General features: G+C 63.9%; 18 protein-coding genes. 12 read left to right on the forward strand and 6 right to left on the reverse strand.

Annotation, left to right across the window (positions count from 1 at the left end; all coding sequences use genetic code 11):
* Positions 1–45 precede the first annotated feature (45 nt).
* A complete protein-coding gene (locus QCE64_RS15220; protein ID WP_309922408.1) occupies positions 46–1,188 on the forward strand; it encodes a substrate-binding domain-containing protein in 1,143 nt (380 codons plus the stop codon).
* Positions 1,189–1,383: 195 nt separating this feature from the next.
* On the opposite strand, the gene QCE64_RS15225 is transcribed toward QCE64_RS15220, so the two are convergent.
* Positions 1,384–2,271: a LysR family transcriptional regulator gene (locus QCE64_RS15225; RefSeq protein WP_310004618.1), complete on the reverse strand. Its 888-nt coding sequence runs from the start codon at positions 2,269–2,271 to the stop codon at positions 1,384–1,386.
* 100 nt (positions 2,272–2,371) lie between these two features.
* Between QCE64_RS15225 and QCE64_RS15230 the strand changes: the two genes are divergently transcribed.
* The 5 genes from QCE64_RS15230 (at position 2,372) to QCE64_RS15250 (ending at position 8,652) form a co-directional block, all read left to right on the forward strand.
* Positions 2,372–3,694 carry an MFS transporter gene (locus tag QCE64_RS15230; protein WP_309932617.1) on the forward strand — a complete coding sequence of 441 codons (1,323 nt, stop codon included), beginning with the start codon at positions 2,372–2,374 and terminating at the stop codon, positions 3,692–3,694.
* Between the two features lie 29 nt (positions 3,695–3,723).
* On the forward strand, positions 3,724–4,437 hold the full coding sequence (locus QCE64_RS15235) for a DUF1028 domain-containing protein (protein WP_309932616.1): 714 nt from the start codon (positions 3,724–3,726) through the stop codon (positions 4,435–4,437).
* A gap of 93 nt (positions 4,438–4,530) precedes the next feature.
* A complete protein-coding gene (locus QCE64_RS15240; protein WP_310004619.1) occupies positions 4,531–6,696 on the forward strand; it encodes a TonB-dependent receptor in 2,166 nt (721 codons plus the stop codon).
* Positions 6,697–6,866: 170 nt separating this feature from the next.
* Positions 6,867–8,267 (forward strand): FAD-dependent oxidoreductase, encoded by a 1,401-nt coding sequence (locus QCE64_RS15245; protein WP_310004620.1) that lies wholly within the window; start codon positions 6,867–6,869, stop codon positions 8,265–8,267.
* An 88-nt stretch (positions 8,268–8,355) separates the two neighbouring features.
* A complete protein-coding gene (locus QCE64_RS15250; RefSeq protein ID WP_404987380.1) occupies positions 8,356–8,652 on the forward strand; it encodes a hypothetical protein in 297 nt (98 codons plus the stop codon).
* A gap of 24 nt (positions 8,653–8,676) precedes the next feature.
* On the opposite strand, the gene QCE64_RS15255 is transcribed toward QCE64_RS15250, so the two are convergent.
* The gene (locus QCE64_RS15255; protein ID WP_309922391.1) at positions 8,677–9,648 is read right to left on the reverse strand and encodes a LysR family transcriptional regulator; all 972 of its coding nucleotides are present in this window, start codon (positions 9,646–9,648) and stop codon (positions 8,677–8,679) included.
* 91 nt (positions 9,649–9,739) lie between these two features.
* Between QCE64_RS15255 and QCE64_RS15260 the strand changes: the two genes are divergently transcribed.
* Positions 9,740–10,906 carry a mandelate racemase/muconate lactonizing enzyme family protein gene (locus QCE64_RS15260; RefSeq protein WP_310004621.1) on the forward strand — a complete coding sequence of 389 codons (1,167 nt, stop codon included), beginning with the start codon at positions 9,740–9,742 and terminating at the stop codon, positions 10,904–10,906.
* A gap of 35 nt (positions 10,907–10,941) precedes the next feature.
* On the opposite strand, the gene QCE64_RS15265 is transcribed toward QCE64_RS15260, so the two are convergent.
* Positions 10,942–11,904, reverse strand: coding sequence for a DUF1177 domain-containing protein (locus QCE64_RS15265; protein WP_309922385.1), 963 nt, complete (start codon positions 11,902–11,904; stop codon positions 10,942–10,944).
* 182 nt (positions 11,905–12,086) lie between these two features.
* The gene (locus QCE64_RS15270; RefSeq protein ID WP_310004622.1) at positions 12,087–12,347 is read right to left on the reverse strand and encodes a hypothetical protein; all 261 of its coding nucleotides are present in this window, start codon (positions 12,345–12,347) and stop codon (positions 12,087–12,089) included.
* Between the two features lie 201 nt (positions 12,348–12,548).
* Between QCE64_RS15270 and QCE64_RS15275 the strand changes: the two genes are divergently transcribed.
* Positions 12,549–15,785 (forward strand): adenylate/guanylate cyclase domain-containing protein, encoded by a 3,237-nt coding sequence (locus QCE64_RS15275; protein WP_310004624.1) that lies wholly within the window; start codon positions 12,549–12,551, stop codon positions 15,783–15,785.
* Positions 15,786–15,800: 15 nt separating this feature from the next.
* Positions 15,801–16,202, forward strand: coding sequence for a hypothetical protein (locus tag QCE64_RS15280; protein WP_310004625.1), 402 nt, complete (start codon positions 15,801–15,803; stop codon positions 16,200–16,202).
* 7 nt (positions 16,203–16,209) lie between these two features.
* Here the strand turns inward: QCE64_RS15280 and QCE64_RS15285 are convergent, their stop codons facing one another.
* Together QCE64_RS15285 and QCE64_RS15290 are read right to left on the reverse strand one after the other, a co-directional pair.
* On the reverse strand, positions 16,210–16,851 hold the full coding sequence (locus QCE64_RS15285) for a DUF1109 domain-containing protein (RefSeq protein WP_309932605.1): 642 nt from the start codon (positions 16,849–16,851) through the stop codon (positions 16,210–16,212).
* A complete protein-coding gene (locus tag QCE64_RS15290) occupies positions 16,848–17,396 on the reverse strand; it encodes a sigma-70 family RNA polymerase sigma factor (RefSeq protein ID WP_309922907.1) in 549 nt (182 codons plus the stop codon). The genes QCE64_RS15285 and QCE64_RS15290 overlap by 4 nt, the downstream gene beginning before the upstream one ends.
* A 277-nt stretch (positions 17,397–17,673) precedes the next feature.
* On the opposite strand from QCE64_RS15290, the gene QCE64_RS15295 reads away from it, so the two are divergent.
* From QCE64_RS15295 to QCE64_RS15305, 3 genes are all read left to right on the forward strand, one after another.
* Positions 17,674–18,306 carry a cytochrome b/b6 domain-containing protein gene (locus QCE64_RS15295; protein ID WP_309922374.1) on the forward strand — a complete coding sequence of 211 codons (633 nt, stop codon included), beginning with the start codon at positions 17,674–17,676 and terminating at the stop codon, positions 18,304–18,306.
* A 15-nt stretch (positions 18,307–18,321) separates the two neighbouring features.
* Positions 18,322–19,098 carry a molybdopterin-dependent oxidoreductase gene (locus tag QCE64_RS15300; protein ID WP_309814788.1) on the forward strand — a complete coding sequence of 259 codons (777 nt, stop codon included), beginning with the start codon at positions 18,322–18,324 and terminating at the stop codon, positions 19,096–19,098.
* Positions 19,099–19,164: 66 nt separating this feature from the next.
* Positions 19,165–19,413 (forward strand): pentapeptide MXKDX repeat protein, encoded by a 249-nt coding sequence (locus QCE64_RS15305; RefSeq protein WP_309814785.1) that lies wholly within the window; start codon positions 19,165–19,167, stop codon positions 19,411–19,413.
* Positions 19,414–19,430 lie beyond the last annotated feature (17 nt).

Genomic DNA, 19,430 nt, shown 5'->3' on the forward strand with positions numbered 1-19,430 from the left:
AAGAAGCAGGAGACGCAGTAACAAGACGACCAACGGAGGGAAGTCATGAAACATCGTCGTGGATCTGGGGCAAGGCTGGCAAGCGTCGCAGCGGCGACGACCCTGGCGCTGTGTGCATCGCAGGCATTCGCGCAGTCGTGCGAGAAGCTGCCGGTGGCGTCGATCGGGCCTGCGGGCATCGTCGGACAAGGGCCGAACGGCGAGAAGGCCGCATCGGCCGATGCCGTGAAGCTGACGGACGCCGAGGCCGCCAAGGTCAAGGCGGGCAAGTTCAAGGTCGGCATTTCGATGCAGACGATGAACCTCGACTGGTCCCAGCTGCAAGTGGCGGGCATCACGGACACGCTCAAGAAATATGGCGTGGAGGTGATCGGCACGGCATCGGCGGAATATCAGGTGGACAAGCAGATCGCCGACATCGAGAACACCATCCAGCGTCATCCGGACGGCATCATTTCGATTCCCGTCGACGGCACGGCCACGGCCGCGACCTACAAGAAGGTCTCGCAGGCGGGCATCAAGCTCGTCTTCATGGACAACGTGCCGAAGGGGCTGAAGCATCCGCAGGAATACGTGGCAATGGTCTCCGCCGACAGCGAAGGCAACGGCCAGATCGCGGCGAAGGTGCTGGCCTCGTGCGTGCCGAAGGGCGGCACGGTCGGGCTGGTGAACTTCGGCGTGGACTACTTCAGCACGACGGAGCGCACCAAGGCCGTGAACGACTGGCTGAAGAAGAACCGGCCGGACATCAAGATCAAGCAGGTGGCGTTCACGGATCCGTCGAAGGTCGGGCAGATCGCGGGCGACTTCCTCACCGCGAATCCGGACGTGAAGGGCGTGTTCGCGGTGTGGGACCAGCCCGCGCTCGATACGCTGACCTCGATGCGCGCGCAAGGCATCAACACGCCGGTGACGACGGTCGATCTCGGGCTGGAATCGGCTATCGAGATCGCGAAGGGCGGGCCGCTCAAGGCAACGGGTTCGCAGCGTCCGTACGATCAGGGCGTGGCCGAAGCCATGGCGATGATGAAGGCGCTGATCGGACAGACGCCGCCTGCGTGGATCGGCGTGCAGTCGTTGCCGGTGGTGCAGTCGAACGTGCTGGAGTCGTACAAGACCGTGTTCAAGAAAGACCCGCCGCCGCAGCTTGCGGATGCGTGCAAGAAGGCGGCGCCGGCTTGTAACTGAGGCTGAAGCACTCAGGCTGAAAGAGAGCGAAGTCCGTGCGGGCTTCGCTCTTTTGCGTTTCAGACGTGGCGCGCACGAGCCGCATCACCGCCAAGCCACCGATCACCGCTACCACCACCATCGCGGCAAGCGCGACCACGCCCGTTTGAACTCCGGCTTTGGAGCGTCAACACTGCGGCCTGCGGCGCGAGGCGCTCAATGCGCAGCCGCGATCAGGCAGTCCAGCAACGAAGCCGCCGTATTGGGCAAGTCGACGCGCCGCTGCACGACGGCCGCGGTGTCGTATCCGACCCAGTCCTCGGCCAGTTCGATGATGCGGCACTGCTCCGGCGAGAAGCGCAGCGCCACGCGCCGCGGCACGATGGCAACGCCGACGTTGTTGAACGCAAGACCGCAGATCGCATCGAGATTGCGCGCCCGCGCGCGATAGCGCATCGATGCGCCGAGTTCGCGGGCGCGCGCTTCGAGTTGTTCCTGCAGGCGGCTGCCCGGGCCCAGTCCGAGGAAGTCGAAGGAGAGGAGATCGGCGAACGTGCTGCGCGTGCCGAGCGCGTCCGCGAATTGCGGACCGCACAGTGCAACGAGCGTGTCCTGCAGCAGCGGGATAACTTCCAGCGCGCCGGTTTCGACGAAGTCGCCAATGATGCCGATCTCCGCCGCGCCGCTCGTCACCGCGAAGACGATGTCCTCGCTGTGCTGCTCTTCGATGATGAGGTCGGAGTTGGGGTTGTCGCTGAAGAATGCGGGGGCGGCGTTCTGCAGGATTTCGGAGACGGCGTACGTGGTGGTGTAGAGACGCACGTTGGTGCGCAGGCGGCTCGTGAAGTTGACCAGGTCTTCGTTCATGAAGTCGACCTGCTTGAGCACCTTCACCGCGTGATGAAGCAGCACGCGTCCTGCTTCCGTGGGCACGACGCCTGAGCGCGTGCGCGAGAACAGCGGCACGCCCACCTGATCTTCCATTTGCCGGATGCGCTCGCTGACCGACGCGACGGTGAGGTGAACGCGGGTTGCCGCTTTGGTCATGCTGACCGAGTCCACGACCGCCTTGAAGATGCGTAGATCAGAGACGTCGAATCGCATTGCGCTCCTTAGGAAAAACTTGAAGTCGTTCAACTTTTTCCCGATTGTACAAGCAATGTTGAGCCTCCAGACTTCAATGAAACGCCAGAATGGATCGAACATGAACACTGCAATGGATGCTGCCGACAAGACGCTCGGGACCGTGCCCCGCAAGGTATCGGGCACGGAAGTGATCGTCGCGACGACGATCGGCAACGCGCTCGAATTCTTCGACTTCACCGCTTATAACTTCTTCGCGGTGCTGCTGGGCAAGCTGTATTTTCCGACCTTGAGCCCCTTGTTCCAGCTCGTGATGTCGACTGGAACGTTCGCTATCGGCTACTTCTTCCGGCCGCTGGGCGGCGTGCTGATCGGCGCGTATGCGGACAAGATCGGCCGCAAGGCGGCATTGACGCTCACGGTGGGCATGATGGCGCTGAGTTCCGCGCTGATCGGCCTTGCGCCGACCTATGAAACCATCGGCATCTGGGCGCCGCTCCTGATCCTGTTCTCGCGCATCCTGCAAGGCATCTCGGCGGGCGGGGAAGTCGGCGCATCGACGGCGTTGCTGGTCGAATATGCAGGCCCGCACCGGCGCGGCTTCTTCGGCAGCTTCCAGTTCGCGAGCCAGAGCCTGGGCATTGCGTTCGGTGCGATCGTCAGCGCATTGCTGTCGCGCTATCTCGATCCGCTCGCACTCGCATCATGGGGATGGCGCACCGTGTTCCTGATGGGCACCATCATCGCGCCGGTCGGCATCTACATTCGCTTGCGCATCAACGAAACGCTGCATGTCGGGGAGACGCTACGGCAGAAGCAGACGCTCGGCGGCATCCTGCGCAGCCATGTGAAGGAGCTCACGCTCGGCACGCTGCTGACCTTCGGCGGCACCTCGGCCAACTTCATCATCCTGTTCTCGCTGCCGATCATCGCGATGAAATCGCTCGGCATGTCACAGGCCGACGCAGTCCTCGCAGGCGTCGTGACGGGTATCGCCGGCTTTGTCGTCAGCCCGCTCGGCGGCCATGTGTCGGACATCGTGGGCCGCAAGCCGGTGATCTGGATCTCGCGCGTGCTGGTGATCGTCGTGGTCGTGCCGCTGTTCGTCTGGCTGAAGCACGATCCGACGCTCGCACGCCTGCTGGTCGTCGAAGGCGTGCTCGCGGCACTGGCCGCGTTCGGCGGCGCGACCGCGATCGGCAGCATGACTGAACTGTTCCCGGCGTCCGCGCGAGCCACCGGCATGGCGATCATCTACAGCCTGGGCGTGGCGTTGTCGGGCGTGGTCGCGCAATTCGTGTCCACTTACTTTGTCGGCGTCAGCGCGGACATCATGCCCGCGGCGTGGTACGTCGTGATCTGCCTGTTCTTCACGAGCTTCGTGCTGTTCTGGCTGCCCGAGACGAAGCATTCGAAGGAAGCCGCCGATGTTGCAGCGGTCTGAAGTGTTGTCTCTCTGTTCAAGGAAAATCGATGACTTATAGCATTCTGGCCCGGTGCCGTGAAACGGGCCGTTTCGGCATGGCTATCGCAACCTACTCGGTGGCGGTCGGCCAATGGTGCGATGGCCTGCATCGTCATGCGGGCGTGACGATGAGCCAGGCGTTCGTGCGCACGACCAACAACGCGCTCGCGCTGAATCTGCTGAAGCTCGGGCATTCGGCACGCTACGTCACCGACGCGCTGGTGCGCGACGACGATTTCGCCTCCTACCGGCAGATCGGCACGATTTCGGAGGATGGACGCGCCGCCTGCCACACCGGCGAACACACGCGGGGCTGGGCAGGGCATTGCGTGGGTGACGGCTTCGTGGCGATGGGCAACGTGCTGAGCGGCGAACCGGTGGTTCTCGCGATGGCGGAAACCTACGAGCACGGCGCCGCCGAGCCTTTCGAACAGCGCCTGCTGCGCGCGCTCGAAGCGGGGCGCGATGCCGGCGGTCAGAGCAACGGCAGCAGGCCGCTGGCGGAGCGCTCGGGCGCGCTGCTGGTGAGCGCATCGGACTCGCTCGACGCCGTGAACATCCGCGTCGATCTTCATGAGCGCGCAGTGGATGAACTGAGGCGCGTGTACGCGTTCTGCAGTCAGTACGCGGACTACTATCGCTCGCGCGGCGTCCATCCGCCCGGCGCGCCCGCGCAGGAGGCGTTCGAACGGGAACGCGGAATCGCCGTGGCGAACCTTTGAGACAGCTGTTTACAAACGCCTTCTAATTCGTCAGAATCGCGCTTCGCAAATGCGAATGGTTCGCATTTGATGAACTCGACCACTGGGAATTAGATGACTTCAGCAGCGCGCGATGCCGCCAGACGCGGCAGTTGGACCTTGCGGCCCTCCACTGGTGCGGTTCTTCTGCTCTTCGCGGGCATCCAGCCCGCGCTGGCGCAGGAGAACGCCGCGCCCGCGCCCGCTGAAGCAACGCTTCCCGCCATTGCCGTGAAGGCCAAGACCGACAGCGACCAGGGCCAGCACCTGCATGACGATGTCGCGACCGGCGCGCTCGGCAACCGCTCGCAACTGGACACGCCGTATTCGACGACCATCGTCACCGGCGAGGATCTCGCTGACCGCCAGGCCAAAAAGCTCGGCGACGTCTTCGCGCAGGACGCCTCGGTGTCCGACAACAGCAACCCGTACAACGCGTGGGCGAGCTACATCACGGTGCGGGGCATGCAGCTCGACTGGCAGAACGGCTTTCGTATCGACGGTCAGCAGATCAACTCGTACGGCATCACCATGCCCTACGAGCAGCTCGAAAGCGTGCAGTTGCTGAAGGGGCTGTCGGGCTTCATGTACGGCTTCGGCGCGCCGGGCGGCGTGGTGAACTACGTGACGAAGAAGCCGCCTGTCGGCGACAAGCGGATCATGAGCGTCGATGTCGGCTATGCGTCCACCAATGTGTGGAGCGAGCATCTGGATGTCGGCGGTCGCGTGGGACCGGACAACATGTTCGGCTATCGCTTCAATGCGACACATGAGGAAGGCAAGACCTATAACGACGGCAATATCCGCCGCGACTCGTTCTCGCTCGCCGCCGATGCGCGCCTCACCCGCGATCTGACCGCCACCTTCGGCGCGTTGTATCAGGAACGTCATGCGTCGGGCATCACCACGTCGATTTCGACGGCGCAACTGACGGGCGTCGGCAATGCGCTGCCCGTGCCGCTGAGCGGCGGCAGCAGCACGCTGGTCACGCCGGACCAGCATCTGAACACCAACTTGCAGATCTACACGGCCGGCCTGCGCTACCACCTCAACCAGGACTGGACGGTCACCGCGAGCTACAGCTTCAGCAAGAGCACGCGCTATCGCAACGAAAGCACCTTCTATCTGACGGATCTGGCGGGCGACTATGACGACACGCGCTTCGAAGGCAAGGAAGGGCATCAGCTGAACCAGTGGCAGGTCATGGCGGAAGGCCTCGTGAAGACCGGGCCGTTCGCGCATCAGCTGGTGTTCGGCGCGTCTTACCAGAAGCAGACGAGCGACAACACCGCGAACTCGTTCTACGATCAGATCGGCACCGGCAATCTCTATCAGCCGAACGTCAATCGCTACGACAGCTCCGGCTTCTACACGTACCGCAACGCGGATATCGTGCAGAAGGCGCTGTTCGCGAGCGACACCATTGCGCTGACGTCACGCTGGTCCGTGCTCGGCGGCGTGCGCTTCACGAACTACGAGCAACATGGCTACGGCCTCGACGGCTCCACGACCTCGACCTATTCGAAGAACGGCGTAGCGACGCCTTCCGTTGCGCTGATGTACAAGCTCACGCCCGGCACGACGTTTTACGCGAGCTATGTCGAGTCGCTCGAGGCAGGCAACGTGGTCGGCACGACCTACGCCAACTCGGGCGCGGTGCTCAACCCGCTGCGCAGCAAACAGTACGAAGTCGGCGTGAAGACGCAAAACGAACGCTGGAGCGCGACGGCCGCGCTGTTCCGCATCGAGCGGGGCGCGCAGTACGCGAACAGCGACAACGTCCTCGTGGAAGACGGCGAGTCGGTGTTCCAGGGTGTCGAAGCCGGCACGGACGTGCGTATCGGGCGCGACTGGACCGTCGGCGGCGATGTCATGTGGATCGCGACCAAATACAAGAAGGGCTCGGATTTCGACGGCAATCGCGTGGCGGGCGCACCGGGCTTCGTCGCGGCGGCGCACGTGAATTACGCGGTGCCCGTCGTGCCGGGCCTCACGCTCGGCGCGGGCGCCAAGTTCACGGGCAATATCAGCCTGCGTCCCGCCGGCGACATCAAGGTGCCCGGCTACATGCTCTACAGTCTCGGTGCGACTTACACGACTCGGGTCGCGGGTCATACGGTCGGCGTGCGTGCGGCCATCGACAATCTGACCAACCATCGCTATTGGGATTACCAGTACGCGGACTATATCCAGCCGGGCGAGCCGCGCACGGTATCGGTGAATGCGCGGATGGAATTCTGATGAATGCTCGACCTATTCGACTGACGTAAGGCGATTAGCCACGCCCGATTGAGACGATCGCGAGCGATTGTGAGCTTCTGAAGCATGTCACGCCGGGCAAGCTTCCTTAACATGGCCTTCAGCCCGGCCATGAAAGACGCCGGATCGTGGATGCTTGTCTGGAGTTCATCATGCAGAACATCGAGCAGGTCGAGTATCTGTTTCTCGGCGGCGGCAAGGGCGGAAAATCGCTCGCGACGGAACTGGCCAAGGCGGGAAAGCGCGTTGCCGTGGTCGAGCGCGGCATGATCGGCGGATCGTGCATCAACGTGGCCTGCATTCCCACCAAGGCGCTGATCCGCAGCGCGCGGGTCGCGCATACGGTGCGGCATGCGGGTGCGTTCGGTGTCGAAGTGGGTGAGCCGCGCATCGACATGAAGCGCGTCAGCAGCCGCGTGAAGGGCGTGGTGGACGCGCTCGTCGATGTCAATCTCAACAGCTTCATCCAGGCAGGCTTCGACCTGATTCTGGGTGAAGGCCGCTTTGTCGGGCCGCGCAGGATTCACGTGGATCTCAACGATGGCGGCGTCCGCGTGCTCGAAGGCGAGCACGTGTTCATCAATACCGGCACGCATGCGGCCATTCCTTCCGTGCCCGGCTTGCGCGAAGCGGATCCGCTGACGCACGTCGAAGCCATTCGCATCGACGAGATTCCCGGGCATCTGATCGTGATCGGCGGCGGTTATATCGGGCTGGAAATGGCGCAGGCGTTCCTGCGGCTCGGCGCGCGCGTGACCGTCTTGCAGAAGGAACCGCGCGTGGCGATGCGCGAGGACGCCGATGTCAGCGAAGCGATTGCCTCCGCGCTGAACGAGGATGGCATCGATGTTCGCTTGAATGTCGAGATCGAGTCGGTGTCCGGGCGATCCGGCGATTCGCGCGATCCGGTGCGCGTGAAGCTCGCGAACGGAGAGCACATCGAGGGCACGCATATCCTCGCTGCGACGGGACGCATTCCGAACACGAAGGATATCGGGCTGGAACTCGCAGGCGTCGAACTCGACAGTCGTGGTTTCATCAAGGTGGATGAGAAGCTGCGGACCACGGCGTCCAACGTGTATGCGATCGGTGAAGCCGCCGGCACGCCGATGTTCACGCACGCCTCCTTCGACGACTATCGCGTGCTGAGCGCACAGCTTCGCGGCGAGGCCCGGACCACGCGCGGGCGCGAAATTCCGTATGCGCTCTTCATCGAGCCGGAGCTTGGCCGTATCGGCTTGAACGAAACGGAAGCGGCGCAGAAAGGCATCGCTGTACGTGTGGCGAAACTGCCGATGGCAGCCGTCCCGCGCGCTCGCACCAACTCGGATACGCGCGGCTTCATGAAGGCGCTGATCGCGGCCGAGTCGGACGAGATCCTCGGTTTCACGATGTTCGGAAGCGAAGCAGGCGAAGTGGTGGCAACCGTGCAGATCGCGATGCTAGGCAAACTGCCCTATACCGTGCTGCGCGACGCGCCGATCGCGCATCCCACCTTGACCGAAGGCCTGAACCTGCTGTTCGCGACCGTGCCGGCGCGCATCGCGAAGTAGTGGGTAGCAGGTATCGGGCATATTGATGCATTCCACGCTTATACTGGGCGCGACGCTTTCTTCACCTCAAACGAACGGAGAATCAAACGTGAGAACCAGCCTGGCAAGCGTTGTTGCGTCACTCGTCATTGGTGTCGTCGGGGTATCGGCGGCTCCGCTCTCCTACGGTCAGGACAACGGTTCGGCCGCCACCGGCGCAGCCCCGGCCGCGCCCGCCACCAAGGCAGAAAAGAAGGCCGCGAGAAAACAGGCGCGCGCCAAGAAGAACGCCGAACTGAAGAAGCTGGAAGACGCGGGCTATAACCCCGGACGGGCCAATGACCCGAACTATCCGCAGGATCTTCAGAACGCCCAGAGGAAGCTGAACTCGGGTCAATCGCAGTAAAAGTGCACAGGCGGCCGGATCGCGTCAGGCTTTCGCGCCGCGCGGACCGCGCCGCTTCCGTGCGCGCTGATCGACGCCGACATCCACCGGCGTGAACGGCGCCTGAAACCGGCTGACCAGGAAGTCGATGAACGCCCGCGCGCGAGCCGTCTGGTTTCTCTGCCGCGCGTAGTAGACGAACAGATCGGCGGAAGGCAGGACGGTGTTGGGCAGCACGAGATGCAGCCGGCCGCTCTGCAGGTACTTCGCCAGGTCCCACTCGGACCGGATCAGAATGCCGTGGCCGTCCAGCGCCCAGCGCAGGACGATATCGCCGTCATTGCTCGACAGCGCGCCCTTGACCTTGATCGCCTCGATGTGATCGTTCACGATGTAGCGCCACACACCGTACGCATCGTCGTTTTGCCGATGGATGATGCAGCGATGATTCGCCAGATCTTCAACCCGCTCCGGTCTTCCATGCCGGTCGAGATATTTCGGCGACGCACACAGAAAGCGCCGATTGCTCATGATGCGCCGCGCGCTCAGACGGCTGTCCGGTAATTCGCCGAAGCGGATCGCCATGTCGAAGGCGCCTTCGATCAGATCGACAGGCCGGTCGGTGACTTCGAACTGGACTTCGACGCTCGGGAATTTCCTCACGAACTCGGACACGATCGGCGCAATCGTCGTTCGTCCAAAACCCAGCGTCGCGTTGATACGCAGCAGACCCTGAGGGTCGCGCGTGGCGCCGGCGATTTCCTCTTCCATCTCGCGAATCTGCCCGACGATCTGCAACGCATGGCGCAGATAGGTCTCGCCTTCCGGCGTCAGGCTCACACTGCGCGTGGTCCGGTTCACGAGACGCACGCCCAGCCGCTGTTCGATGACGCTGAGCCGCTTGGTGGCAGCCGGCGGCGACAGATCCAGTGCGCGCGCCGCACCCGACAGGCTGCGAAGCTTCGCCAGCAGGATAAAGAACTCGAAATCGCTCGCGGCTTGAGTTTCAGTATTCACTCGATGTGAAAAATGAAATGAATGGAAGTGAAGTTTAGCAGCGGTTTTCGAGGTTATGCTGGCCTCCCGTCGAATGCCCTGGAGCACGTACATGAAAATCGTCGAGATTCGCGAGAAAACCGTCCCGATCAGTTCGTCCATCCGCAACGCCTACATCGACTTCAGCAAGATGACGCTGAGTCTCGTCGCGGTCATCACCGACGTGATGCGCGACGGCAAGCCGGTCGTCGGATACGGCTTCAATTCGAATGGCCGCTACGGTCAGGGCAAGCTGATGCGCGAGCGCTTCATTCCGCGCATTCTCGAAGCCGATGCCGCCGCGCTCGTGAACGACGCGGGCGATAACCTCGACCCGCACAAGATCTGGGCGACGATGTTCACCAACGAGAAGCCCGGCGGTCATGGTGAGCGGTCTGTTGCCATCGGCACGATCGACATGGCGGTGTGGGACGCGGTCGCGAAGATCGAAGGCAAGCCCTTGTTCCAGCTGCTCGCGGACCGCTATGGCAACGGCCAGCCGGATCGCAAGGTCTTCGTGTATGCGGCGGGCGGTTACTACTATCCGGGCCAGGACCACGGCAAGCTGAAGGACGAGATGCGCAGCTATCTCGACCGGGGCTATACGGTGGTGAAGAAGAAGATTGGCGGCGGATCGCTCGACGAGGATCTGCGGCGTATCGACTCGATCCTGAGCGTGCTGCAGGACGGACAGAAACTTGCCGTCGATGCCAACGGCCGCTTCGACCTCGACACGGCCGTGCAGTATGCGAAAGCGCTCTCGCAATACGATCTGTTCTGGTACGAGGAAGCAGGCGATCCGCTCGATTTCGAATTGCAGGCCACGCTGCGCAACTACTACGACAAGCCGATGGCAACGGGAGAGAACCTGTTCTCGATGCAGGATGCACGCAATCTGATTCGATACGGCGGCATGCGCGCGGACCGCGACTGGCTGCAATTCGATTGCGCGCTGAGTTATGGACTCGTCGAATATCTGCGCACGCTGGACATGCTGCGTCAACATGGCTGGTCGCGCACGCGCTGCATTCCTCACGGCGGGCACCAGATGTCGCTGAACATTGCCGCGGGCCTGGGCCTGGGCGGCAATGAAAGTTATCCGGACCTGTTCCAGCCTTATGGCGGCTTTCCGGATGGCGTCAAGGTGGAGAATGGCTTCGTGACCATGCCGGATTTGCCGGGTATCGGCTTCGAAGGCAAGGCGGATCTCATCGCTGAAATGAAGAAACTCTCGGCCTGAGCAAGACCTCAGCGACGATCACCGCCCACGCTTGTTCAGGCCACATTGCCTTCGGTCTGAAAGACGCTCAGCGAACCATAGCGCTGCACCAGCGCGTCGTATTCGTTCGCGTCGTAGAACTGGCAGGTTCCCGACGTGAAGGCCTTCGCCGTAGCGATGCAGAACTGCACGGCCTCTGCCAGGTCACTTTCGTGATTGGCGTTGAGCGCCGCACCGGAAACCGGCGATTCCGCCGTGATGGCGACGCCGACCACCGGCGCGGCAGTCGCGACGCTCGGCTGCATGATGCTGTTGAAGTGGCTGATGCCGTTGTCGTAAGGCGTGATGTCCTGGATGGCCAGCGGGAACGTGAACGCGTGGCGGCCCGTAGTGGACTCCATGATGTCGATGAGATCGGCGCTCATTTTCAGCACGTAGCCGCTCTTCGCCGTGGGTGAAAGGGCGAAGCCGCGCTGCTTGCTGAGGTAGTTCGCCTTGGACGCGTCCACCGAAAGAATGGCATCCATGTCGGCGTCGACTTCATACTGGTTCATGGTGGCGTTCGACACCGGCAGCGCCATCATGGGCGGTGTCTTCGAGTTGTCGATATAGCCTTGCGGACTGATATGGAAGGTGACGATCACATCGCCGGGGAGGTCGTCGCCTTTGGCTTTCATGTCGGCGAGCTTGAGCGCTGCCGCAAGTCCGCTGATGGGGCCGTCCGCGTCCGAGACCATGCCGATCTGCTGCGGGCGCGCGCCCGTGCAGCCGCTTCGGCCGTTAATGCCGAGCGTGGGCGACGTTCCGCCCAAGGTCTTGCCCGTGAGGCCGGGGATCAGCACCTTGACGAAATACGTGATCCAGCTGGGCTGCGTGCCGGGCTGGTCGTCCGCCACGGACGTGCTCGTCGCGACGACACCCAGGCTTTGATAAGGGTTGAACAAGGCAACGGCGTCCGTGCCGGTGACAATCGCGCTATCCAGTAAATCGTAAGCCGTCAGAACCTGCGAAAGAGCCATTTGGATATCCTGATTGAAATGAATTCAGTCGGACAAGAAGGGCAAAACGAATTTGCACGTTTTATCCGCGATTCAAATACGAAGAGAACTCACCCATGCTCATGCAAGGGTGGACGTCAAGATAACGTATTGGCCGAAATGAATTTGTCATTAATGTTGAAGGAAGCAATGCCGGGCGAGTGTCATCGCATTGCCTTGCTTGCGTCCGTCGGCAGGTGGCGGCGTTCTGCTTCCTTGAGCACGGCAGCGCTCGAGTTTCCATAGCCGATCATTTCCTGCCGCAGGCTGAGAAACAGGTTCAGCAACCGGATGGCGGAAGTTGCGTTGTAGCCGTTCTTGATCAACTTCTGTACGAGGTCGGTATGGCGCTGAACTTGTTCATTCGCGGATGCCAGGTGCGCGTCGGTGCCCTGTAGAAAAGCCTGCTGGTTTTCGCGTCCCATTGGTTCTCTCCTTTGCGGGCTTTGGCGCCAGCGCGAATCTTCATATCAGCTTGCCATAGTGCTCAGCAATGGCGCTGACTGGAGCGCCCGGATGTCGCGGCAATAATGATGCCTGCTGCACGCCGTGCCAGACGACAGGGGCTCGGCAGTCAGAACCTGCTATGTTGAAAGGGTGCGTATGCCTTCCTGGCGGGAGGGACGATGGACATCGCGCTCTGGCTGCACGGCCTTGGCATGGAACGTTACGTGACGGTGTTCCGCGAGAACGCCATCGACGCCGATGTGCTGCGCCATCTGACCGCGGATGATCTCAAGGATCTGGGCGTCGTGTCCGTGGGACATCGCCGCAAGCTGCTCGATGCACTGGCCGACCTGCGTGCTCACGATGACGTCTCATGCGCGAAGTTGGGCGAGCGGCGTCAGGTGACGGTGCTGTTCGCCGATCTGTGCGGCTTCACTGAAATGAGCCGCTCGGTGGATGCGGAGGAAGTCGTCGCGGTGCTCGACCGTTACTTCGAGCAGGTAGACCGCATCGTCGAGCAGCATGGCGGTCACGTCGACAAACATATCGGCGATTCCAGCATGGCCGTGTTCGGCGCGCCGGTCTCGCATGGCAACGATGTCGAACGCGCGGTGCGCGCGGCGCTCTCGATCCTCGACGCCATGCCGGCGCTGGACCGCGAACCCGATTGGCCGCTGGCGGTACACATCGGCATTGCGGGCGGCGAGGTCGTGGCGAGCGGCACCGGTGGCGCGACCCATCGCGCGTACACCGTGACCGGCGAGACCGTCAACCTTGCCGCGCGCCTCACCGGCGCGGCCGGTCGCGGGGAAGTGCTGATCTCGGAAGGCGTGCGGCGTGCATTGGGCGAGCGTTTCGATTGCGTCGCGCGCGCGGCCCTGAGCGTGAAAGGCTTCGCGGAGCCGGTTGCGGCGTGGTGCCTTGCGGGCTTGCGGCATGCCACGCAATCCGTGCGACCGTTCGTCGGCCGCGATGACGAACTGCGCCAGTTTCGCGACATGCTCGCGGCGTGCCGGGCGAGCGGACAAGGACGGACGGTCATACTCAGCGGCGAAGCCGGGCTCGGCAAGACACGCCTGCTCGAAGAGTGGAAACGCGATGCTGCCGAAGCAGGATTTGCCGTGCATGGCGGCCTCGTGCTCGACTTCGGTGCGGCCATGGGGCGCGGCGCGTTGCAATCGATCGTGCGCGGCTTGCTCGCACTCGAAGAAGCAAGCGACGCGCAGACCAGCGGCGCGATCGAAGGCGAGGACGCGCCGTTCATCAAGGACCTGCTCGACATGCCGATGACGCTCGATGAGCGCACGGTCTTTGAGGCCATGGACAGCGCGATGCGTCTGCGTGGCCGAGCCAATGTGTTGCGCGATCTCTTGCAGCGCGCCGCGCACGAGTGTCCCCGGCTGATCTTCGTCGAAGACACGCACTGGTCGGATGTTTCGACGCGACGCGATCTTGCCATGCTGTCGGAGGCGGCGTGCACGTGTCCCGTCATGCTGGCGATGACAGTGCGACCCGCACACGACCTGTCCTGGCCCGAAGCGTTCAGCGCGCGCGCGTTGCAGATGGATCTCGCGCCGCTCAGCGCTGACGAAGCCGAGCGAATGGCGCGCGCGTTCCCGGCGGCGTCGAAGGATGTCGCGGAGCGCTGCATGGCGCGGGCAGCGGGCAATCCGCTGTTTCTCGAACAACTGCTCGACAATGCGCAGGATGACGAGACCACCGGCGTTCCCGGCACGGTGCGAAGTCTCGTGCAAGCGCGCCTGGACCGGCTCGATCCCGCCGACAGGACCGCCTTGCAGGCGGCGTCGGTGCTGGGCCAGTGGGTCGAGAGCGACGTGCTGGACCATCTCGTCGATGGCGCATCGGCCGCGCTGGAACCGCTCACCGCGTCACTCCTGCTGCGCCGCGAGGGCACGGGCTTCATCTTTCATCACGCGCTGATTCGCGATGCCGTCTATGACGGCCTGCTGAAAAGCCGCCGCCGCGAGTGGCATCGCCGCGCGGCACAGTGGTACGGCGAACATGACCTGATCCTGCGCGCCGAACATCTCGATCGCGCAGCGGACCGCGAGGCGCCGCGCGCATACTGCGACGCCGCGCGCGCCCAGGCGGCCGCATACCGCTACGAAGTGGCGTTGCGGCTCGTCGAACGCGGCTTGCAGCAGGCGCGCGCCGCGGCCGATCGCGTGGCGCTGGCGTGTCTGCGCGGCACGGTCCTGCATGATGCCGGCGACATGACGTCGGCGCTGGCATCGTTCGAAGCCGCGCTCGCCGATGCCGCGACGGACGCCGAGCGCTGCCAGGCGTTGATCGGACGCGCGACCGTGAAGCGGGTCATCGATGATCTCGAAGGCGCCTGGGCCGACCTCGATGAGGCCGCTCTCGTCGCGGATGCCCAGGGCTTGCTGCCGCAGGCCGCGCGCATTCATTTCCTGCGGGGCAACCTGTGTTTCCCGCGCGGCGACAGCGACGGTTGCGTGCGAGAACACGGCCAGAGTCTCGCGCTCGCCCGCGCCGCCGCCGACCCCGAACAGGAAGCGGCCGCGCTCGGCGGGCTGGGCGACGGCGAATACCTGCGCGGCCGCCTGATCAGCGCACACGATGCGTTCAGCCGCTGCATCGAGCTATGCGAACGCCACGGCTTTGGCCGGATCGAAGTCGCCAACCGCCCGATGCGTGCCATCACGGCCTGGTTCACCGGCGACGCGCGCGGCGGACTCGATGCCGCGCTGGCCAGCATCGCCGCGGCGGAGAAGGTGGGGCATCTGCGGGCGCTTGCTGTCGCGCATCACGCGGCCTGGCACTGCCTGCACGATCGCGCGGAGTGGGCGCGCGCATGGGAGCATGTCGAACCTGCGTTGCACTGCGCGCTGGAACTCAAGTCGAGACGCTTCGAAGGCGAGGCGCTGGCGCTGCGCGCCGAGTTGCAGCGCGTGGCGGGAAGGCGGCGTGAGGCGCTGGAGGATATCGACGCGGCGCTGGCTATCAGCCGGGAAACCGGCATGGCCTATCTCGGCGCGAGTTATCTCGGCACGCTTGCCCGCGTGACCCGCGATCCGGACCAACTTGACCAGGCGCTTGCGGAAGGCGAGGCCGTGCTCGCGGCCGGCGCGGTCAGTCACAATCACTTCCTGTTCCGGCGCGATGCCATCGACGCCTGTATCGATCATCGTCGCTGGGACGCCGCCCTGCATCATGCCGACGCGCTCGAAGCCTATGCTCGCCGTGAGCCGTCGCGCTTCTCCGCGTTCTTCGTGGCACGGGCGCGGGCGCTCGCGGCGGTTGGCAAGGGCACGCGAGGGCAGGCCGTGCTGAACGAAGTCGCACGTCTCGACGTCGAAGCAACAGAACTGGGCTTTCTGCTTGCGCAACGGGACATCGCCTGTGCGCTTGTCGAAGTTGAACAAAGCCGCTGAACAAGGACGCCGAGCATGAAAATGGACTGGAAGACCCGCGTCAGACTGTTCGCGCAACGGTTCTGGCAACCGACGAGCGCCTGCATGACCTGCATGCCGGGCAGCTGGCAGTTCATCACGAGCAGCGCGCACTGGGCGAACGCGCTGCGCACCGGACTGTTCACCGGGATCCTTGCGATCCTCCTGACCTTCACGCCGGCCGCGAGGCTGTTCGAAAACCGCTTCGGCAACGCGGCGCTCGTCGGCTTGCTCACGGCGATCGGCGACGTCTATGCGCACACGAGCCACTATCGTCTGCCGTTCATGGAGCACATCATCACCGGTGTCGCTTCGGGCGTGCTGACGCTGCTCGGTTCCTACGTCTTCGAAGACCGCGCGCGCCGCGTTCGTGCGCTCTGGGCGCGCGTCTTCGCGTAGCGGTCTTCTACCAGCGCAGCAGCCTCGGCCCCAGCCACGCGCCGATCAAGGCCGGCATCAGCATGCCGGCCGCGTACCACACGCTCCAGAACGCCGGGCTCATCTCCGGGCAATGCAGGCAATACACGACCGTTGCCGTCGCGCTGGCCAGCAAGCCGGCGACGGCGCCCGCCAGCCGCAGCCGGGTAGGCGCGAGCGAGCGCATGGCCCACATCGCGGCCGGGAAGGTGGGCACGGACAGCAGCAGGATATTGAACGGACAGGTGCGCCACGTGTGGCCGAAGACGGCCGCCGCGCGCGCGGTGGGCGCGGCATGCTCGAAGACCATCCAGCCGGCGCCCCACACCGCCACGAAGGGCAGCGCGACGAGCGCCCAGGCCAGACCGGCACGCGCGCCCGGACGCCCGATGCGCGCGAGCGTAAGCAGCGCGCCGATGCCCACCGCCAGCGGAAACGCCAGCTTCGCCCAGAAGATGCCCGAGCGGGCCACTTCGCCGAGGTCGTGACGCAGCCCGAACACGAGGCTCAGCAGGATCAGCGAACCCAGCGCGCCGGCCAGCAGCGCCTGCATGAAGCGGCGCGCGACCGCCGCGCGATCCACACGCGTCACTTGATTCGAGAGGAGGGAGATGAGGTCGTCGGTATTCATCGCAGTCCCCGGATTTTAGCCGCGAGCGCCTTGAGGCCGCGATGCACGCCCACCTTCACCGCCGATTCCGACAGCCCCGTGATGCGCGCCGTCTCCGTCACCGACAAGCCTTCCAGCTTCATGTGCACGATCGGCAGGCGCTGTTTGTCCGGCAGATGATCGAGCAGCTTGCCGATGTCATGACGGGCGCGGGCGGGGTCGTCGTCGGTGGCGGCGAGCAGGTCTTCGTGATCGTCGAGCGGCACGTTGAGCGCTTCGCGGCGCGCGTGGGCGCGGAAGAAGTCCATCAGCTTGTAGCGCGCGATGGCATGCAGCCAGGCCGTCAACGGTTCTTCAGGGCGCCAGGTATGGCGCGCGTTGTGCACCGCGAGCAGGATCTCCTGCACGAGGTCTTCCACGTCATCGGGCCGATGCGGCAAGCGCTTGCGCAGATAGCCGCGCAGATGCCGCGTGAGCAGTTGCAGAAAGCCGCGATAGGCGGCCTGGTCGCCTTCGAGCCCGCCGGTGAGCAAGGCTTTCAGACGGATTTCGGCATCGTGCGCCATGGAGCGTGTTGAAGGGAAAGGGCTGGACGAATTGTTTCCAAGCGCCGCGCTGCCGCGTTTTGGATCGAGCGTTTCAGAATAGCCGATGGCATGGTGCGCCGCAATGGCGTTGTTCCGAATCATCTCCGGGCTCTCCTTTCCCTTCCCCTTTCCTTACTGTTAATTCGACGGCGGCTTGCCGGGCGTTACAGGCGGCGCCGTTAATTTTTTCGCGTCCTTGTAACCGGCGCGGCACGGGTGGCGAACTAACCCACATCGGACGAAAGGGAGAACAGGCATGGACACCTTGAATGCGCCACCCAATGCATTGCGGCAGCCCGGCGCCCCGGTGCATCCGGTCTGGCTGCGCGTCACGCACTGGCTCAATGCGTTCGCCGCGCTGATCATGATGTTCTCGGGCTGGCGCATCTACGACGCGTCGCCGGTGTTCGAACGCATCGTCATCCCGCCGTCGATCACGCTCGGCGGCTGGCTGGGCGGCGCGTTGCAATGGCACTTCGCGGCCATGTGGCTGCTGGTCTTCAACGGCTTCGTCTACCTCGCGCTCAATCTCGCGAGCGGGCGCTTCGTTTCGAAGTTCTTTCCGCTGTCGCCGCGCGCGGTGCTGCGCGACCTTGGCGCGGCGTTGAGCGGCAAGCTTTCGCATGCCGACCCGCGCCGCTACAACGCGGTGCAGAAGCTGGCTTACCTCGTGGTCATCGCTGATCTGATCGTGCTCGTGCTCTCGGGGCTGGCCATCTGGAAGTCGGTGCAGTTGCCGCTGCTGCGCGAACTGATGGGCGGCTACGACCGCGCGCGCGTCGTGCATTTCTGCGCGATGGCGATCATGGCGGCGTTCGTCGTCGTGCACGTGGCGATGGTCGCGCTCGTGCCGCGCTCGCTGCTCACGATGCTGCGCGGCCATGACTGAACACGGAATCACATCATGAAGAACGAACCGAAGCGCATCGTCCAGATAGACCGCGCGGCCGTGCTGGCGGATGCCCGACGCGAACTGGACATGCCGTCGCGCCGTCTGTTCGGCAAGCGCATGCTGACGCTCGGCGGCCTGTCGCTGCTGACCGGATGCTCGATTACCGACAACGACTCCGTGAACACCTTCCTCACGGCGGTCTCGCGTCTCAACGATCGCGCGCAGGCATTGCTGTTCGATCCGCAGCGTCTGGCGCCCACTTACACCGAGGCGCAGCTCACGCGGCCGTTTCCGTTCAATGCGTTCTATGGCATCGACGACGTCCCCGCCGTGAACGGCGACGACTATCGGCTGAAGGTGAGCGGACTCATTACCGGGCAGCGCGTCTGGACCTTGCCGCAGCTCTATGCGCTGCCGCACGCGGAGCAGATCACGCGGCATATCTGCGTGGAAGGCTGGAGCGCGATCGGACGCTGGGGCGGCACGCCGTTCTCCGAGTTCCTGCGCCGCGTGGGCGCGGACACGAGCGCGAAGTACGTCGGCTTCCGCTGCGCCGACGACTACTACGAAAGCATCGACATGCCGACAGCGCTGCATCCGCAGACGCTCCTGACCTTCGAATACGACGGCCAGCGCCTGCCCGCGAAGTACGGCTATCCGATGAAGCTGCGCATGCCGACCAAGCTCGGCTACAAGAATCCCAAGCATATCGTCGAGATCTTCGTGACGAACACGTACCCGGGCGGTTACTGGGTCGATCAGGGATACAACTGGTTCGGCGGCTCGTGAGCCCCGCGCCATTCACCGGTTCCGGATGGTCCGGATGCCATGTTTGACTGACCAAGGAGAAGCAAGATGAAACGACTGATGACGGTAGTGATCGCAGCAGCCATGGCCATCGGCACGAGCGCCGCGTTCGCGCAGACGAACGATGCGATGTCGAAGGATTCCATGGCAAAGGATTCGATGTCGAAGGATTCGATGTCCAAGGACGGCATGAAGAAGGACAGCATGTCGCACGACTCGATGGGCAAGGGCGGCAAGATGAAGAAGCACGACGCAATGGGCATGGGTCATCCGGCATCAGGCGCGATGTCGCAGTAACGCGGCGCAACACGGGG

This window comes from Caballeronia sp. LZ043 (assembly GCF_031451075.1).
Classification (GTDB): domain Bacteria; phylum Pseudomonadota; class Gammaproteobacteria; order Burkholderiales; family Burkholderiaceae; genus Caballeronia.

What these genes read in the sequence shown, in the direction of transcription:
- QCE64_RS15220 (WP_309922408.1), top strand. Translation starts at nt 46, where the DNA reads ATGAAACATCGTCGTGGATCTGGGGCAAGGCTGGCAAGCGTCGCAGCG.
- QCE64_RS15225 (WP_310004618.1), bottom strand. Translation starts at nt 2,271, where the DNA reads ATGCGATTCGACGTCTCTGATCTACGCATCTTCAAGGCGGTCGTGGAC.
- QCE64_RS15230 (WP_309932617.1), top strand. Translation starts at nt 2,372, where the DNA reads ATGAACACTGCAATGGATGCTGCCGACAAGACGCTCGGGACCGTGCCC.
- QCE64_RS15235 (WP_309932616.1), top strand. Translation starts at nt 3,724, where the DNA reads ATGACTTATAGCATTCTGGCCCGGTGCCGTGAAACGGGCCGTTTCGGC.
- QCE64_RS15240 (WP_310004619.1), top strand. Translation starts at nt 4,531, where the DNA reads ATGACTTCAGCAGCGCGCGATGCCGCCAGACGCGGCAGTTGGACCTTG.
- QCE64_RS15245 (WP_310004620.1), top strand. Translation starts at nt 6,867, where the DNA reads ATGCAGAACATCGAGCAGGTCGAGTATCTGTTTCTCGGCGGCGGCAAG.
- QCE64_RS15260 (WP_310004621.1), top strand. Translation starts at nt 9,740, where the DNA reads ATGAAAATCGTCGAGATTCGCGAGAAAACCGTCCCGATCAGTTCGTCC.
- QCE64_RS15265 (WP_309922385.1), bottom strand. Translation starts at nt 11,904, where the DNA reads ATGGCTCTTTCGCAGGTTCTGACGGCTTACGATTTACTGGATAGCGCG.
- QCE64_RS15270 (WP_310004622.1), bottom strand. Translation starts at nt 12,347, where the DNA reads ATGGGACGCGAAAACCAGCAGGCTTTTCTACAGGGCACCGACGCGCAC.
- QCE64_RS15275 (WP_310004624.1), top strand. Translation starts at nt 12,549, where the DNA reads ATGGACATCGCGCTCTGGCTGCACGGCCTTGGCATGGAACGTTACGTG.
- QCE64_RS15280 (WP_310004625.1), top strand. Translation starts at nt 15,801, where the DNA reads ATGAAAATGGACTGGAAGACCCGCGTCAGACTGTTCGCGCAACGGTTC.
- QCE64_RS15285 (WP_309932605.1), bottom strand. Translation starts at nt 16,851, where the DNA reads ATGAATACCGACGACCTCATCTCCCTCCTCTCGAATCAAGTGACGCGT.
- QCE64_RS15290 (WP_309922907.1), bottom strand. Translation starts at nt 17,396, where the DNA reads ATGGCGCACGATGCCGAAATCCGTCTGAAAGCCTTGCTCACCGGCGGG.
- QCE64_RS15295 (WP_309922374.1), top strand. Translation starts at nt 17,674, where the DNA reads ATGGACACCTTGAATGCGCCACCCAATGCATTGCGGCAGCCCGGCGCC.
- QCE64_RS15300 (WP_309814788.1), top strand. Translation starts at nt 18,322, where the DNA reads ATGAAGAACGAACCGAAGCGCATCGTCCAGATAGACCGCGCGGCCGTG.
- QCE64_RS15305 (WP_309814785.1), top strand. Translation starts at nt 19,165, where the DNA reads ATGAAACGACTGATGACGGTAGTGATCGCAGCAGCCATGGCCATCGGC.